The following is a 16,411-nucleotide window of genomic DNA, read 5'->3' as shown; positions in this document are numbered from 1 at the left end:
GTCGCGGCTCTCCCAAATGACTTGACCCTGTAGTGGCTACAGGCTGTTCAATGATTGTGTCACTTTTGGGAGAAACCGGCTATGAACCAGAGCTACGTGTCGCGGCTCGGCATTGCGCAGCGCCTGCGCGCGCGTGATGAGGAGCGGACGGCGGGCGGTGCGCACGGGGCTGGCGGCGTGGGTAGCGTGGGTGGCGTGGGCGGCGGTCACGGGCATGACCATGGCCCGGATCAAGGGCACGCTCATGATCATGCCCACGGCCACGAGCATGACCATAGCCACGGCTATGAGCACGCCCACGAGCATGACCACGACCATGCGCATGCCGGGTCGAAAGACCACGCTCACAGCTGCTGTCACGGCGGCGCGGCACACAGCACGCCACCGCAAAACCGGCGCGACACGGCTCCGGCGCCCGAAGGCACGCGCCGCGCACGCTGGCGCATCGAAAACATGGATTGTCCGACCGAAGAGCGTCTGATCCGCAACCGGCTCGAACCCATGCCGGGCGTCGTGCGCCTCGACTTCGACCTGCTCGCGCGCGAACTGACCGTGCATCATCGGCTCGACGACACTCAGCCTGTCGTGGCCGCGCTGCGCGCGCTCGACATGGCGCCGCGTGCGCTGGACGATAGCACGGCCGCGCAAGCCGCCCCGCCTGGGTCTGTCGGTCTCGCGCTGCGCCAGAAGCTGCTGCTGGCGGCGAGCGGCGTGGCAGCCGCAGGCGCCGAGGTGCTCGCCTGGAGCACCGGCCGGGAAACCAGTCCGCTTGTACTCGCCTGCGCAGTCATCTCGATCGTTTGCGCGGGTCTGCCCACGCTGCGCAAGGGCTGGATCGCATTGCGCAATTTCACGATCAACATCTATTTCCTGATGTCGCTTGCGTTGATCGGGGCCGTTGCGATCGGCAAGTGGCCCGAAGCGGCAATGGTGGTCTTCCTGTTCGCCCTCGCGGAGGAAATCGAGGCGCTTTCGCTCGAGCGCGCCCGTCAGGCGATCCGCGCGCTCACCGCACTCGCGCCTGAGACCGCCGAAGTCTGGCAAGCCGGCGATGTCGCACCCGGACAAGGCGAATGGCGCGAGTCCGCGGTGGGCGATGTGGCGGTCGGCAGCCGGATTCGCGTGCGCACCGGCCAGCGCGTGCCGCTCGACGCGCGCGTGATCGCCGGCCGGGCCGCGCTCGATCAGGCGCCGATCACGGGCGAAAGCCTGCCTGTCGACAAGGAGACCGGCGCGGCACTTTACGCGGGCAGCATCGTCGTCGATGGCGTGGTCGAGGCGCTCGTCACCGCGGCCGCGAAGGACAGCACGCTCGCGCGCATCGCCGCGGCGGTGCAGGAGGCGCAGGCGCAGCGCGCGCCTACGCAGCGCTTCGTCGACCAGTTCGCGCGCTACTACACGCCGGCCGTGGTCGGGCTTGCCGTGGTGCTGGCGCTGGCCGGGCCGCTCGTGTTCGGCGGCGCGTGGAGTGCGTGGCTCTACAAGGCGCTCGTGCTGCTCGTGATCGCCTGCCCGTGCGCGCTCGTCGTCTCGACGCCGGTGACGGTCGTGAGCGGCCTCGCCGCCGCCGCGCGCCACGGCATGCTCGTGAAGGGCGGCGTGTGGCTCGAGCGCGGTCGGCTGCTCAAGGCCGTCGCGCTCGACAAGACCGGCACGCTCACGCGCGGCGAGCCTGTCCTGACCGATGCGCTCGCGGCGCCGGTTCGAGCGCTGGTCAGCGCAGGGGAGTCCAGGGAAGCGCCGCTGTCGGCGCAAGCAGCACTGCGCATCGCCGCGAGCCTCGACGAGGCCAGCACGCACCCGGTCGCTCGCGCAGTGGTCGCGGGCTGGCGGGCGCGTGAGCCTGATGCGCGCCTGCTCGCGGTCGATCAGTTCGCGGTGCTGAACGGTCGCGGCGTGCAAGGCCGCATTGACGGCACGCTTTGGCGCCTCGGCAATCACCGGCTGGTGGAGGAGCTGGGTTTGTGCTCGCCCGAACTCGAAGCGCAGCTGGCAGCGCTGGAACTGGCGGGCAAGACGGCGATCGTGCTGTGCGCGCCGCACGAGGCCGTCGCCGTGTTCGCCGTGGCCGACGCGCTGCGTACCGAAAGCGCACCGGCCGTGCGCGCGTTGCGCGCGCTCGGCGTGACGCCCGTCATGCTGACCGGCGACAACGCGTCGACCGCGCGGGCGATCGCCGATCAACTCGGCATCGACGACGCGCGCGGCAATCTGCTGCCGCAGGACAAGCAGGACGCGGTCGCCGCGCTCTCGAAGCAGTACGGCATGGCGGCAATGGTCGGCGACGGCGTGAACGACGCGCCCGCGCTCGCGCGCGCCGACATCGGCTTCGCGATGGGCGCGGCGGGCACCGCGACCGCGCTCGAAACCGCCGACGTCGCGATCATGGATGACGATCCGCGCAAGATCGCCGCGTTCATCGGCCTCTCGCGCAAGACCGCGGGCGTGCTCAAGCAGAACATCGCGCTTGCGCTCGGCATCAAGGCCGTGTTTCTCGTGCTCGCGATGGCGGGCGAGGCCACGCTCTGGATGGCCGTGTTCGCCGACGTGGGTGCGAGCCTGCTCGTCGTGGCGAACGGTCTGCGCGTGCGACGGCATTTCGACGGCACGCGCAAGGTCACGAAGCCTTCCGTGCACGCAGCACAACGCAACTAACAGCCAGTCCAGCGCGCACCCGCCCAGCGCGCCTCACCAGGGCTTGGCGAGCCGCGCGCGGAGTTCGGCGCGCGTGCTCTCGTCGAATTCGCCGAGAAAGCCGAAACGGCCGGCAATCAGGGTGGCGACCGGCACGCCGTCGCGGAACACGATGCGGTTGCCGGCGAGCGCGGGCACCTTTTCGCCAGGCAGCAGCGTGCCGAGGAGATTGAGCGGATCGGCGGCACTCACGCAAACGAGCGCGCCGCTTTCGCCTTGCGCTGCTGCACGCCGCCGCACATCGCGCAGCAGCGCCACGGCTTCGGGCAGCGCGAACTGTTCGCCCGAAATCCCGGTGACGAAGCGTCCGCCTCGCACCTCGCCGCGCGCCTCCATGCGATGCAGCACGCGCAGCAGGTCGCGCCACGGCGGCAGCCACGCCGCCTCGCGTCCGAGCAGATGCCAGCTGATCACGCCGTAACGGCGCAGCAGCACGTTGGCGACGTGCTCCAGCAATTCCGGGTCGACGGGCGGGCGGCGCGCGGCGCTGGCGGTCGTTTGCCTTGCACGCGCAAGCGCCGGCGAGCGCAGGCCCGCTGCTGCGTGCGAAGTCGAGTCAGCCAGTGCCGTCGCGACGAGCGCTGCTTCATCGTCCAGATCCGGAAGCGGAGCGACCGACGCATCGGCCGATGCATTGGCCAGCGCAACACGCCGCAGCGTCGCCCAGCGCCCCGCGTCGGCCATGCCGCCCGCGAGCGGCCCGAAGCCGCGCGGCCGGCGGCGGCCGTGATGCGCGCTGCGCTGCGCGGCCGGCTTCACGAGCGCGCGCAGCCCGGCAAAGCTGTCCGCGTTGACGAGGCCCGCCGCCACCAGTTCGCCAAGCGCGTTCTCCAGCTCGACGCCGAGCAGGTGCGCGTCGGCGGCCAGTTCGTCGAAGAACATCGCACCGTGCCTCAGCAGCGCCTCGTAGACGCGCTGCGCGCGCGCCGACAGGCCGGCCGTGTCGGTCGTTTCGACGAGCGCCATCCAGCGCGCTAGCTCGCGCCGCGCGAGCAGCACGACCGGCGTGCTGCGCACCGTCGATGCGGCCGCCGCGCGCGCGGGCAGCCGCGCCCAGGCGAGGCGCCCCGAGCGGCACAGCTCGTCGAGCAGCATGGGCGTGTAATCGTCGATGCGTGCCGGCAGGAGTTCGTCCTCCCACGCGAGCGCCGAGGCTTCCCAGCCTTCGAGCTGGTCGAGCACGGCGGCCAGCGCGTCGCGGCCCGAGCCGCGCGTACCGGGCGCCACGCGCTGCCATTCGAACAGGAAGCGCATGAAGTCGTGACGCTCGACCGGCTCGATTTCGCGCCGCAGCTTGCGCACCGTGTAGCGGTGGATGCGCGCGAGCAGATGGCGTTCGCACCATTCCTCCTGGCCGCCGCCCATCGCTTGCGGCGTGAAGCGTCCGCGCATCACGGTGCCTTCGGTTTCGAGGCGCGTGAGCGCGAGCGCCGCCACGCTCGCCTCCAGCGCGAGCGGCCGCGCCACCTGAGCGACGGTGAGTGGTCCGAAGCCCGACAGGCGTGCGCGCACGATCTCGACGAGCGCTGCGTCCTCCGTCCACGTCTCCGCGTATTCAGGCGGCGGCGTGAGCGGCGGCTCGCACCGCGCCTGCGGGTAGATGGCCTGCACGCAGGCTAGCCGCTCGATGCCCACCCACAACGCGTCGTGGTCCGCAACGGGCAGCCGCGTCGCGCGGCCCGCCGCCGCCAGACCGGCGAGCCATGCGAGCCACTTCGGCTCGTGCTGCGCCTCGCTTTCGGCCAGCGCGCCGAGGCTCGTGAGCGCGTCGTGCATTTCGTCGGCGTCGCGCACTTGCGGCCACGCTTCTTCGCGCACACTCGCAATCGCTTCGGGGTCCAGCGCGCCGAGATCATCGGTGGATTCGGGGTCGCTCCAGCGCCGCGACAGCACGGCTTGGGTGCGGCGTTCTTCGATCGGGGCGTCGTCGAGGAACGCATACGGGCGCGCGGTGAGGATTTCGGCAGCGAGCGGCGAGGGCGTGGGCAGTTCGCGCACTACGAGCTTCAGGTCGCCCGCCTCGATGCGCCGCAGCAGCGCGATCCATGCTTCGGTATCCATAGCATCGTGCAGGCAGTCGTCGAGCGTCTGGTCGACAAGCGGATGGCGCGGCACTTCGCGCTCGCCCGCGATGTTTTCGACGCACGCCACCTGGTCGGGAAACACGGCCGCGAGCAGGTCTTCGCTGCGCATGCGCTGGATCTGCGGCGGCGTCTTGCGCCCGCCGGTCTGACGCGGCAGCGCGAGCGACGTGGTCGCATTCCAGCGCCAGCGCACGCCGAACAGCGGCGCATCGAGCAGCGCCTGCACGAGCAGATGCTCCGCGGAATTCGAATGGAGATAGCGCCACACCTCGTCGAGCGCGAAGCTGTGCGCGCCGGTGAGCGAGAGGATGATGGCGTCCTCGGTCGCGGCGGCCTGCAGCTCGAAGTTGAACTGGCGGCAAAAACGCTTGCGCAGCGCGAGACCCCACGCGCGATTCAGGCGGCTGCCGAACGGCGTGTGGATCACGAGCTGCGTGCCGCCGGCCTCGTCGAAGAAGCGCTCCATGACGAGCGTGTCCTGGGTGGGCAGCACCGTGAGCGCGGCGCGGGCGCGTGCGAGATATTCGACGATCTGGCGCGCGGCGGCATCGTCGATCTCGAGCGAAGCGGCGAGTGCCGCCGTAGCGCGATCGACCACGGCGGGCGAAGCTGCGTCATCCGTCGCGCCAGCGTTCGCGCTCGCGTCGATCAGCGCGGCTTCCACCTGCTTGCGCAGCCGCGAAATCGCGAACGAAAGCTCGTCGCTGCGGCCCGGCGCCTCGCCGAGCCAGAACGGGATATTGGGCGGCTGCCCCTGGGCGTCTTCCACGCGCACGCGGCCCGCCTCGATGCGCAGGATCCGGTACGACGCATTGCCGAGCTGGAACACGTCGCCCGCGAGGCTTTCGACGGCGAAGTCCTCGTTGACGGTGCCGATCTGCACGCCCTGCGGTTCGAGCAGCACCGAGTAGTCGGCGTTGTCGGGAATCGTGCCGCCCGACGTGAGCGCGACGAGCCGCGCGCCGCGCCGCGCACGCAGCGTATGGCTCACCACGTCGCGATGCAGGTAGGCGGCGCGCGGCCCGTGGCGGCTCGTGTAGCCTTCGGCGAGCATGCGCAGCACGGCGTCGAACTGCGCGCGCTCGAGCATCGACCACGGCGTGGCGCGCCGCACGAGCGCGTAGAGCGCGTCTTCTTCCCAGGCCTCGCAGGCAACCTCCGCGACGAGCTGCTGCGCGAGCACATCGAGCGGCGCCTGCGGCAGCGCGAGGCGATCGAGTTCGCCGCGCCGCACGCTATCGAGCAGCGCCGCACATTCGATCAGGTCATCGCGCGAGGTGGGGAAGATCCGTCCCTTCGGCACTCCGCCGACCTGGTGGCCCGAGCGCCCGACGCGCTGCAGGAAGCCCGCGATCGAGCGCGGCGAGCCGATCTGGCACACGAGATCGACGTCGCCGATATCGATGCCCAGTTCGAGCGACGCCGTCGCCACGAGCACGCGCAGATCGCCGCTCTTGAGCCGCTGTTCGGCGAGAAAGCGATGCTCGCGCGCGAGGCTGCCGTGGTGCGCGGCCACGGCTTCGGCGCCCAGACGGTCGGTGAGATGGCGCGCCACGCGCTCGGCCATGCGGCGCGTGTTGACGAACACGAGCGTCGTGCGGTGCAGGGCGACGAGTTCGGCCATGCGGTCGTACACGCGTTCCCACACGTCGTTCGCCATTACGGCTTCGAGCGGCACGGGCGGTATTTCTATCGCAAGGTCGCGCGTGCGCGTGTGGCCCACGTCGACGATCTCGCACGCGGGCGGTCTTGCGTCCGGATCCTGCGCCGCGTCGCCCATGCCCACCAGAAAGCGCGCGACGGTTTCGATCGGCTTTTGCGTGGCCGACAGCCCGATGCGCAGCAGCCGCGAGCCGCACAACGCATCGAGCCGCTCGAGGCTCAGCGCGAGATGGCCGCCGCGTTTGTTGCCGGCGAGCGCATGAATCTCGTCGACGATCACGCTGCGCGCGCTCGCCAGCATGCGGCGGCCCGATTCGGAGCCGAGCAGCACGTAGAGCGACTCGGGCGTCGTGACGAGAATGTGCGGTGCGCGTTTTCTGAGCGCGGCGCGCTCGGGCTGCGGCGTGTCGCCGGTGCGCACCGAGGTACGGATTTCGACCGGCGGCAAGCCAAGCCGCACGAGTTCCTCGCCGATGCCTTCGAGCGGCCGTTCGAGATTGAGCCGGATGTCGTTGGAGAGCGCCTTGAGCGGCGAGACATAGACCACGAGCGTCGTGTCGGGCAGCGCGCCGCCATTCGCGAGGCCCTCGCGCACCAGTTCGTCGAGCGCGGCGAGAAAGGCGGTGAGGGTCTTGCCCGAGCCGGTCGGGGCGGCCACCAGCGTCGCGCGCCGGCTCGCGATGAGCGGCCATGCGGCGCGCTGCGCGGCAGTGGGCGCGTCGAAGCTGCGCCGGAACCAGCCGGCCACGGCCGGATGAAAGCGCGCGAGCACGTCGACTGGCTCGCCGTCGCGATTGGCGGCGGCTCGAGGGGCGTGCGGATCGGATACGGGCGAAGGCGTTGTCATGCGGGCGGTGTGCGGCAAAAAAAGCGGCAGAGGCGGCGGCATTGCACGTCTGCCAGTCTCGCAGCTTTCGTGCGCGTCTGCCTGACGCGGGGCGGTCCGGGTGCGGGCGTGGCAGGGCGTAAGCAGGCATGTACGGCCGTCTTGCGGCGTTTCAAGCCGTGGCGGCCGTCCGGCAGGCGCGTCGCGAACGCAGTATCCTCGCCGCGTTGGACTTTCCCTCGAACCCACGACGGAGTCACACCATGCGTTACAACCCACTGGGCCGCACCGGCCTGTTCGTTTCGGAACTTTGCCTCGGCACGATGACCTTCGGCGGCGGCGCCGGCATCTGGAACCAGATCGGCGATCTCCAGCAGTCCGACGCCGAACGGCTCGTTGGCCGCGCGCTGGACGCTGGCGTCAATTTCATCGATACCGCCGACGTCTACTCGCAAGGCGTTTCCGAGCAGATCACCGGCCAGGCGCTCAGGAACCTCAAGATCCCGCGCGAGCAGGTGGTGATCGCGACCAAGGTGTTCGGCGAAATGGGCTCGTCGCCGAACGAACGCGGCGCCACGCGCTATCACATCATGGACGGCGTGAAGGCGAGCCTGAAGCGCTTGCAGCTCGACCACATCGACCTCTATCAGATTCACGCCTTCGACCCCGTCACCCCGATCGAGGAAACGGTGCGCGCGCTCGATACGCTCGTGCAGCAGGGGCACGTGCGCTACGCCGGCGTTTCGAACTGGGCGGCCTGGCAGATCGTGAAGGCGCTCGGCATTGCGCAGCGCGAAGGGCTCGCGCGCTTCGAGTCGCTGCAGGCCTACTACACGATCGCCGGGCGCGATCTCGAACGCGAGCTCGTGCCGATGCTGGAGAGCGAGGGGCTCGCCCTGATGGTCTGGAGTCCGCTCGCGGGCGGGCTCCTGAGCGGCAAGTACGGGCGCGACCAGCAGGGCGAGGCGGGCAGCCGCCGCACGACCTTCGATTTTCCGCCCGTGAACCGCGAGCGCGCATGGGACTGCGTGGACGCGATGCGGCCGATCGCGCAGGCCAAAGGCGTGTCGGTCGCGCAGATCGCGCTTGCGTGGCTGCTGCATCAGAAGGTGGTGACATCGGTGATCATCGGCGCGAAACGCGTGGACCAGCTCGACGACAATATCGCCGCGACGAAAGTGAAGCTCAGCGTCGAGGAGCTAGGCGTGCTGGGCGAGGCGAGCGGGTTGCCCGCGGAGTATCCGGGCTGGATGCTCGCGCGTCAGGGCGAGCAGCGGCGCGCGCAACTCCGGCAATCGCAGCAGGAAGAGGATTGACGGCGGGAATGAAGCTGAAATGAAAAGCGCCGGCGGTGGAAGCCGCCGGCGCGGTCTGGCCTGAAACTGGCTCGATCCGGTTGCCCGGCCGATCGGTCAGCTCGCCGCCGAGACCTTCAGATGGTTCTTCACCGAGGTCACGCCCGAGACGCCTTCCACGACCTGCCTGGCGTTATCGCGGTCCTCGGCGCTCGGCACGGTGCCGGTGAGCGAGACCACACCCTTACGCGTCTTCACGTGGATGTGCTCGGACTTCACGTTCTTCGCGCCGAGCAGTCCGGCCTTGACCTTGGTCGTGATGGTTGCGTCGTCGACGTGCTGGCCCATGGACTCCGAACTGGCCGCGGGTGCGGCGCTGTTCGTCGTGGTCTGCGCACCGGCGAGAAGTGCGAACGTCATGCAGGCGGCGCCAGCCGCGGTCTTGAGGATCAGGATGCGCTTCATGGCTACTCCCTTTCTGGTTGTGGTCGCAGCTTCCCTCCGCAAGGTGCGTGCCTCGCCGCGTCCGTGCTCGCTGCGCGCGCCGTTGAAAGCCTGCTGGAAGCCGTCTGCGTAGTCCACTATGCCGGTTCGCCGCCGCTTCACGCGGCCACCGTTTTCCCGACCGGCACGCGCAAAAATTTTTCCGCACCGTTGTAAAAATCTCCACGGTGGGGTCGGAAAAGAGGCTCGCGCAGTATGCGTTGCAAGTGCCGATCCCGTTTCAAAACAGTGCGTTGTAAAAACTGGCATGGCTGTTGCATGAGGGGGTTACCACTCAATTCAACAAAACGGGATTGCCATGCCTTCCATCGCGTTACACGCGCGCCAGCATCTGGCGCTCACGCCGCGTCTTCAGCAGGCGGTAAGGCTGTTGCAACTGTCGTCGCTCGAATTCCAGCAGGAGCTGCGCGAGGCGCTCGACACCAATCCGTTCCTCGAATATGTCCCGCCCGCCTCGGAGACCGGCGAGGCCGCCGAAGCGGCTGACGGCGCGGCGGGCATCGGCTCCGCGGCAGCGCCCGCGGCCGAAGCCCCTGCCATGGCGACCGAAGGCGCGGGCGAGTCCGGCCTCGATGCCGGCATGGGGCAGGAAACGTCCCCTTACGCCGAGAATTCGTACGCCGAGGCCAGCTACAACGACGAAGGCTCGGGCTATACCGCCGAGATGCCGACGCCTGGCGCGTTGCGCACGTCGAGCTATCGCGGCGGCGAGGACGGCGATTCCGAGGCCTCCGACTGGGTGCGCGTGCCGATCACGCTGCGCGAGCAGCTGCACGAGGCGCTGCGCCTCTCGCCGCTCGATGACCTCGACCGGATCGCAACGCAGATCGTGATCGAGGCGCTCGACGACGACGGCTACCTGCGCCAGGATCTCGCCGAACTCGCCGACGTGGAGGGCGCGGGCGACACGCTCGACGAGGACCGTCTGCGTGTGGCGTTGCGCGTGGTGCAAACGCTCGATCGCCCCGGCATCGGTGCGCGTTCGCTCTCCGAATGCCTCGTGCTTCAGCTCGAAGCGATGCCGCACGACACCCCGCATCGCGAACTGGCCCTCCAGATCGTCTCGCAGCATCTCGAACGCCTCGCGCGCCGCGAGCACGGGGAGCTGCAGCGCCAGCTCGGCTGCGACGCCGCCTCGCTGCAGGCCGCGAGTGCGCTCGTACGCCGCCTCGATCCGAAACCGGGCAACCACTATGGGCGCGCGGACGGCGGCTACGTCATTCCTGACGTGATCGTGCGCCAGGTGCGCGGCAAGTGGGTGGTCAGCGTGAACCCGGCCATCGAGCCGCGCGCGCGCATCCACAAGCTCTATGCGGAAATGTTCGCGCGCTCGGATCAGACGAGCCGCTCGCCGCTCGCCCAGCAGCTGCAGGAAGCGCGCTGGCTGATCCGCAACGCGCACAAGCGCTGCGAGACGATCCTGCGCGTGGGCGAGTGCATCGTCGCGCGTCAGAAGGCGTTTTTCCAGTACGGCGAAATCGCGTTGCGGCCGATGCTGCTGCGCGACGTCGCCGACGAACTGGGCCTGCACGAGTCGACCGTCTCGCGCGCCACGGGCAACAAGTACATGGCCACGCCGCGCGGCATCTTCGAGTTCAAGCGCTTCTTCCCGCGCGAGCTGGAAACGCGTACGGGCGGCACCTGCTCGGCGGCTGCGGTGCGCGCGCTCATCAAGGAAATGATCGACGCCGAAGATCCGCGCGACCCGCTTTCCGACGTCATCCTTACGCAGGAACTCGAAAAGCAGGGCGTGCAGGTGGCGCGCCGCACGGTCACGAAGTATCGGCAGATGATGAAGTTGCCGGCCGCGGAAATGCGCCGGCAGATTTGAGGCGCGCGGTTTCATCGGCGTGCCGGAAGACGGGGGAAGGTCAGCGGCGCGTGACCGGCGTAACGGGACGTGTGGCAGCGCGTGGGCTGCACGTTGCGTTACGCGCGCCGCTTCAATGCGACACTTCAAGGCGATTTCCGGCGGGCGCGCCGAGGGCGGATAAAATGCGAGCCATTGCCCACCATGACCCAGACGCCCCGCGGCCGAAGCCGCCCCGCGCCGCTCGACGCGCGCAAGCGGCCCGCGCAGCGCCGTTCCGCCGCCACGGTTGACGCGATCCTCGAAGCCGCCGCCCGCATTCTCGAAAGCGCGGGCCTCGCCGGCTACACCACGAACGCCATCGTGGCGCGCGCGGGCGTGAGCGTCGGCTCGCTCTATCAATATTTCCCGAATCGCGACGCGCTGACCGCCGCCTTGATCGAGCGCGAGAGCGCACCGCTCCTTGCCGAGGTCGAGGCCGCCGCCGCGGCGTCGAACTGTGAGGCGGCGTTGCTCAGGCTGATTCGCGCGGCGGTCGCGCACCAGATGCGACGCCCGGAGCTGGCGCGACTGCTCGATTTCGAGGAGCGGCGCCTGCCGCTCGACGAGCGCGACGCGCGCGCGGGCGAGCGCATCCACGCGGCGCTCGTCGGCGCGTTCGGACGCCCCGACGCGCCGGCCATCGACGACTTGCAGACCGCCGCGCTCGACGTGATCGCCATCGTGCGCGGCCATGCCTGCCTGCGTGCGCGGTTGGGGCGAAGCGCCGCGCGTCAGCCGGAAGTGTGTGGCGCGATGCCGAGCCAGCGCGCCACCCGCCCCAACGTGAGGCCGTTGCAGAGCAGATTCAGCAGCACGAAGGCAGCGGCCATGGCGGCCGCGAACGCGCGGGTGTCGGGCGATAGCGCGTCGTTGCGCGCGACGCAGATCGCGAGCGTGAGCGTGACCGGCCCGCGCACGCCGCCCCACGCGATCAACCATTGATGCGCGCGCGGCAACGGCTTGCAGATGCCAAAGCGGCTCAGCAGCGGCACGAAGATCGTCAGGATGCCGAAGCGGCTCAGGGTGGCGGCCAGCAGCGCGAGCCCGAGCGGGAGGGCGTCGCGCAGATGCAGCTTGTGCACCAGACCGGGCACGCGCGCCGACGCGAGCAGAAAGACAGCGGCGGAGGCGATGCCAGCCTGGTACGCCCAAAGCTGGCGAAACAGCCCCTGGCTCGCGGCGGGCTGGCGTGTTCGCATGAGCTGGCTGGCCGCGAGGCCCGCGCACACCACGGCGGCCACGCCGGAAACGTGAAGCCCGTGTTCCGCGGCCGGATAGAGCAGCGTGGGCAGCGCGAGCGAGAGCGCGTACTCGGAAAACGGCAGGCTGCGCAGCGCGCTCGACGTCGCGACGAAAAGCGCTCCCGCGAGCGCCCCGAACGCACAGCCGCCGACGAGCGAAACGAGGAAGCCTGCGAGCGGATAGCCGTGCGTGTGCGCAGCGGACGGCGTGAGGATCAGCGCGCCAGTGAGGAGCGTGGAGATGCTGATGGCGGCGGCATCGTTGAGCAGGCTTTCGCCTTCGACCAGCCGGATCAGGCGGTCGGGCGCGCCGCTGTTGCGAAACAGCGCGATCACGGTGGACGGATCCGTCGTGCTGACGATGGCGCCGAGCAGCAGGCACACGATCAGGCTCTCGCCGCTGCTGATCCACGTGGCGAGGCCAACGGCTGCCGCGGCGGCCACCACGGCGCCGATCGCGAGCAACAGGATGGGCGCGAGATCGGCGAGCAGTCCGCGCGTATCGACCTGCAACGCCGCTTCGAAGAGGATGGGCGGCAGGAAGATCCAGAGATAGGCCTCGGGCGGAAGCGATGGCGTGAGCAACGGGACGACGCTCGCAGCGGTGAAGCCGGGCGCGACGTGGCCCAGGGCGAGGTAGCCGGCGCCGAGCAGGACGCCGGCGCTGGTCAGGCCGAACGAATCGGAGAGGCGAAAGCGCTGTGCAGCGGCATGGCAGAGCGCGATGATGAGGAGCAGGATACCGGCGCGGATGGTGAATTCGATTGCGGTTTGCAAAGGCAGGACACTCCGTGGTGCGGTTGGGCGGCGGGAGCGACAGTGCCCGCACGCATCGATTCAGTATCCCGCTGCGTTGCAAGTTTGCATGTTGATACATATCAACTCGCCGCTGACGAAGTCATGACGGCGGCGTTACGGTCTTTTACGTGTCGGATGAGATGCGCCGTGCGCGGCTAGCTCGCGCCGACGCGCTCGATCAGCGCCATGGCTGCCGCCGGGTTGCGCTCCTTGAAGCCGCTGATGACGTAGAGATACACGTCCCGGCCGGCCTTGGCGGCGAGCGGCTTTGCGTAGGTGGCGAGGTCGTCGGGGGTATCACCGTGCGACCACGCGAGCGCGCGCTTCGCCCAGAGGTCGAGGTCGGCGGGAGCGTAGCCCTGCGGGTGGCCCTGCACGGTTCCCATGATGCGGGCATAGACGAACGGGGCGCTCGTGTCGCCGATCAGCGGGTAGCTGGAATCGCCGCTGATGACGATCGCCGCCTTGTGCTTGCGCGCGAGCGCGACGAATTCCGGCGTGCAGAAGCTCTCGTCGCGCACTTCGAGCGCATGGCGCAGCGGGCGGCCTTCGGCTTCGTCCGGCAGCAGTTCGAGAAATCGTGCGTAGTCCTCGGGATCGAAGCGCTTGCCTGGCGTGATCTGCCAGTTGATCGGCCCGAGCTTGTCGCGCAGGTTCAACACGCCGCCGCTCAGGAAGCGCTCGATCGTGACCCCGGCTTCGGCCAGCACGCGGCGATTCATTGCGAAGCGCGGGGCCTTCAGCGAGAACACGAAGTCGTCGGGTGTTTCGTCGTGCCAGCGCGTGAAGCTTTCCGGGCGCTGCGCGCCGTAGTACGTACTGTTGATTTCCAGCGTCGAGAGATGACGGCTCGCATATTCGAGCTCGCGGCGCTGCGCAAGGCCGTCGGGATAGAACGCGCCACGCCACGGCGCATAGATCCAGCCGCCCACGCCGACGCGTATCCGGCCGTGCCGGGCTTTTGAAGTGGATGAGGGCGCCATGGGAAATCCGTCATCGAAGCCGGGATGGCGCAGTGTAGCGCAGCACCGGCCACGGCCGCTGGTTAGCGTGCCGATTCCGAACCGGCGAGTTCATCTCGATTTTTAGGCATAGTCCGATATTTTCTTGTGCGTTGTGAGGCTACTTTAGTCCTGTTGTGTCAGATAACTTTACAGGGACCATCAGATGTCTTCCCGCATATCTCCGGAACTTACCGATGCGCAGTGGCGCAGCATCGCGCCCATGTTTCACGAAATCCGCGTTGACGGTCGCCGCCGCGGGCGCCCGGCGCACAATCCTCGTCACGTTTTCGCGGGCATCCTTTGGGTACTGGCCACCGGCTCGGTCTGGTCGAAATTGCCCGAGCAGTATCCCGATTTCCGCACCTGCCATCGCCGCTTCAAGCTGTGGTTCGACGCCGGTCTCGTGCATCACGCCATGGAGCGACTGCACGGCGAGGAAGGCCTCGCCCTGTGCGCGGCCATGGCGGCACGCATGCAGCCTTGGCGCGCGCCGGCCGGCCGCAAGCCGCGCTTTCCGGTGGCGTCCTCGCTGCGCTGGCCGCTCGCGCGGCCTTTCGTGGAGCGATAAGCGGGCACGGCGCCGCCTTCTGCGGCGGATCATCAGTCCGCCGCAGCTTCAGATCTCCCCATCCTCCGCACCCATGCGTGCGAACAGCGGGCCCACCACGGCTCGCGCGAGAACGCCCCGATTTCCACGTCGGTATTGAGATCAACGGTGCGCTGCCGTTCGCGCGCATCGAGTGGATCCGCTTGCGCCAATTGTGCGGCGAGCACGTCGGCGCCGGCGTCGGAAGCGTCGCGTGGCCCGCGCGCGCGAACGTTCACGCGTTCGGCGAGCCGCGCTTGCGGCGCGTGAAAGTTCAGGATCAGCATTGGCCGGTTCAGCTCACGCGCGAGCGCTGCGAAACGCGCGCGATGCGTTGCCTTGAGAAACGTCGCGTCGACTAGCGCCGTGTAGCCCGCGTTCAGCACGTCGCGCACGTGGGCGACGAGGCGTTCGTAATGCGCGTCGACTGCGGTTTGCGTGTAGGCGCTTGCCGGCAGCGCCTCGAGCGAGGGCGGCGCGAAGGGCTCGAGCCGCTTGCGTTCGAGATCGCTCGACACGCGGATCGCCCCGCTCAATTCGGCGAACGCGCGGCTTGCCACCGACTTTCCCGATCCCGAAAAGCCGTGGCAGAGCAGAAGCCAGGGCGCGGGCTTGCGCACGGCGCGCGCTTCGCCGGCCGCGAGCGCCAGGTAGCGCGTGGCGGCGCCTGCGCCCGCTTGCGCGTCGGACCGCGCGCGCGATCCCGCCTTGAGCATCGCGACCAAAGCCCGCACCAGCGCGCGATAGACGATATTGAGCCGCAACGCCGCGAGCCCGGCGAAATCGCCCGTCGCTTCGAGGTAGCGATTGAGCAGACGGTGGGCATAGGCGGCGTGGCCGTGCGCGCGCAGATCCATCAGCAGGAACGCAAGATCGCAGGTCACGTCGATCCAGCGCAGTTCGTCGCTGAACTCGATGCAATCGAACATCAGCGCGTGTCGCCCGTAGCGCACGATGTTGTCGAGATGCAGGTCGCCGTGGCAGGCGCGCACGAATCCGTCCGCGCGGCGGGCGTCGAGGTGCGGCGCGAGGCGTGCGAGTTCGCTTTCGCAAGTCGCGCGCAACGCGGCGCTTGCCACCGCGTGTGCCGTGCGCGGATCCGCTTCGAGGGGCGCGAGTGCCGCGAGCACCTGGTCGCGCAGCAGGGCTGCCGAGCCGAGGCGCGCCGCGGGCGCCATCGGTCCGCGTCCGGCCCGGCGCGCATGCCGATGGCTCGCGGCGAGGCTGGTTGCGGCCGCATCGATATCGGCCGTGCCCAGTTCGCCGTGCGCGAGCAGGTTCGAATACAGCAGACGCTGGTCGAAGCGGCGCATACGCACCGCATAGTCGATGACTCTGGCGTTGCCGCGCACGCCGCGCCTGGGCCTGAGCCTGCAACGACGGCCATCAAAAAATAGCTCGCCCGTGTCGCGATAAATCGGTCCCGCGAAGGGCGCATTCAGACGAATCTCTGCTTCGCAGCAGCGGAGTCGGGCATCGAGCCGCACAAAATTGACGAAGCCGAAATCGACGGGCTTCATGATCTTGTACGCATACCGCCCGGCGAGATACACCACGGAAATATGCGTTTCGATGCGCACGATGCGCCCGGCCGGGTGCGCATACGTGGAGGCACGCGAGAGCGCGGCGTCCACGAGGCGACTGTGGCGGCGCGCCGTGCGCTGACGGTTGAGGACATGGTGTGAGATCGGCGTGTCGGACATCGGCGTGGCTATCGTGGGAATGGAGGGATACGGGGCGATACGCGTCGGAACCAGCATACCGCGAGCCAGCGCGGGAAGACCGTCGCGCGGCATGTCAAGGCTTGATCGAAGCGATCTGCGTGGGCATCGGCGTCTCGTACCTTTTGTGCAATCCGGGGAGGC

Annotated in this window: 9 protein-coding genes and 1 pseudogene; 5 read left to right on the top strand and 5 right to left on the bottom strand. The window is 69.0% G+C overall.

The annotated features are described in order from the left end of the window. The first annotated feature begins 81 nt into the window (after nucleotides 1-81). A complete protein-coding gene (locus AB4Y42_RS00490; RefSeq protein ID WP_368693055.1) occupies nucleotides 82-2,655 on the top strand; it encodes a heavy metal translocating P-type ATPase in 2,574 nt (857 codons plus the stop codon). A 33-nt stretch (nucleotides 2,656-2,688) separates the two neighbouring features. Here the strand turns inward: AB4Y42_RS00490 and AB4Y42_RS00485 are convergent, their stop codons facing one another. Next, nucleotides 2,689-7,287 carry a DEAD/DEAH box helicase gene (locus AB4Y42_RS00485; RefSeq protein ID WP_368693054.1) on the bottom strand — a complete coding sequence of 1,533 codons (4,599 nt, stop codon included), beginning with the start codon at nucleotides 7,285-7,287 and terminating at the stop codon, nucleotides 2,689-2,691. A gap of 242 nt (nucleotides 7,288-7,529) precedes the next feature. Between AB4Y42_RS00485 and AB4Y42_RS00480 the strand changes: the two genes are divergently transcribed. Continuing rightward, nucleotides 7,530-8,582: an aldo/keto reductase gene (locus AB4Y42_RS00480; protein ID WP_368693053.1), complete on the top strand. Its 1,053-nt coding sequence runs from the start codon at nucleotides 7,530-7,532 to the stop codon at nucleotides 8,580-8,582. Between the two features lie 96 nt (nucleotides 8,583-8,678). Here the strand turns inward: AB4Y42_RS00480 and AB4Y42_RS00475 are convergent, their stop codons facing one another. Beyond that, entirely contained in the window at nucleotides 8,679-9,026 is a 348-nt protein-coding gene (locus AB4Y42_RS00475; protein ID WP_368693052.1) for a BON domain-containing protein, read from the bottom strand. Between the two features lie 337 nt (nucleotides 9,027-9,363). Here AB4Y42_RS00475 and AB4Y42_RS00470 point away from each other — a divergent pair, with 337 nt between their 5' ends. Both AB4Y42_RS00470 and AB4Y42_RS00465 read left to right on the top strand, forming a co-directional pair. Continuing rightward, complete coding sequence (locus tag AB4Y42_RS00470; protein WP_368686994.1) at nucleotides 9,364-10,896, top strand: RNA polymerase factor sigma-54; 1,533 nt, start codon at nucleotides 9,364-9,366, stop codon at nucleotides 10,894-10,896. A gap of 183 nt (nucleotides 10,897-11,079) precedes the next feature. Further along, a pseudogene (locus AB4Y42_RS00465) lies at nucleotides 11,080-11,607 on the top strand (TetR/AcrR family transcriptional regulator); the annotation flags it as partial. 41 nt (nucleotides 11,608-11,648) lie between these two features. On the opposite strand, the gene AB4Y42_RS00460 reads toward AB4Y42_RS00465, so the two are convergent. Together AB4Y42_RS00460 and AB4Y42_RS00455 are read right to left on the bottom strand one after the other, a co-directional pair. Continuing rightward, nucleotides 11,649-12,935: a cation:proton antiporter gene (locus tag AB4Y42_RS00460; RefSeq protein ID WP_368693051.1), complete on the bottom strand. Its 1,287-nt coding sequence runs from the start codon at nucleotides 12,933-12,935 to the stop codon at nucleotides 11,649-11,651. Between the two features lie 176 nt (nucleotides 12,936-13,111). Beyond that, on the bottom strand, nucleotides 13,112-13,939 hold the full coding sequence (locus AB4Y42_RS00455; protein ID WP_368686992.1) for a DUF72 domain-containing protein: 828 nt from the start codon (nucleotides 13,937-13,939) through the stop codon (nucleotides 13,112-13,114). Nucleotides 13,940-14,123: 184 nt separating this feature from the next. Between AB4Y42_RS00455 and AB4Y42_RS00450 the strand changes: the two genes are divergently transcribed. Continuing rightward, a complete protein-coding gene (locus AB4Y42_RS00450) occupies nucleotides 14,124-14,528 on the top strand; it encodes a transposase (protein WP_342920871.1) in 405 nt (134 codons plus the stop codon). 32 nt (nucleotides 14,529-14,560) lie between these two features. Here the strand turns inward: AB4Y42_RS00450 and AB4Y42_RS00445 are convergent, their stop codons facing one another. Then, on the bottom strand, nucleotides 14,561-16,249 hold the full coding sequence (locus AB4Y42_RS00445; protein ID WP_368693390.1) for an AAA family ATPase: 1,689 nt from the start codon (nucleotides 16,247-16,249) through the stop codon (nucleotides 14,561-14,563). Nucleotides 16,250-16,411: the final 162 nt, after the last annotated feature.

Source organism: Paraburkholderia sp. EG286B (assembly GCF_040965655.1).
Taxonomy (GTDB): Bacteria; Pseudomonadota; Gammaproteobacteria; order Burkholderiales; family Burkholderiaceae; genus Paraburkholderia.
Note: the sequence above shows the minus strand (reverse complement) of the source record. Positions and strands in the feature narration are given on the sequence as shown.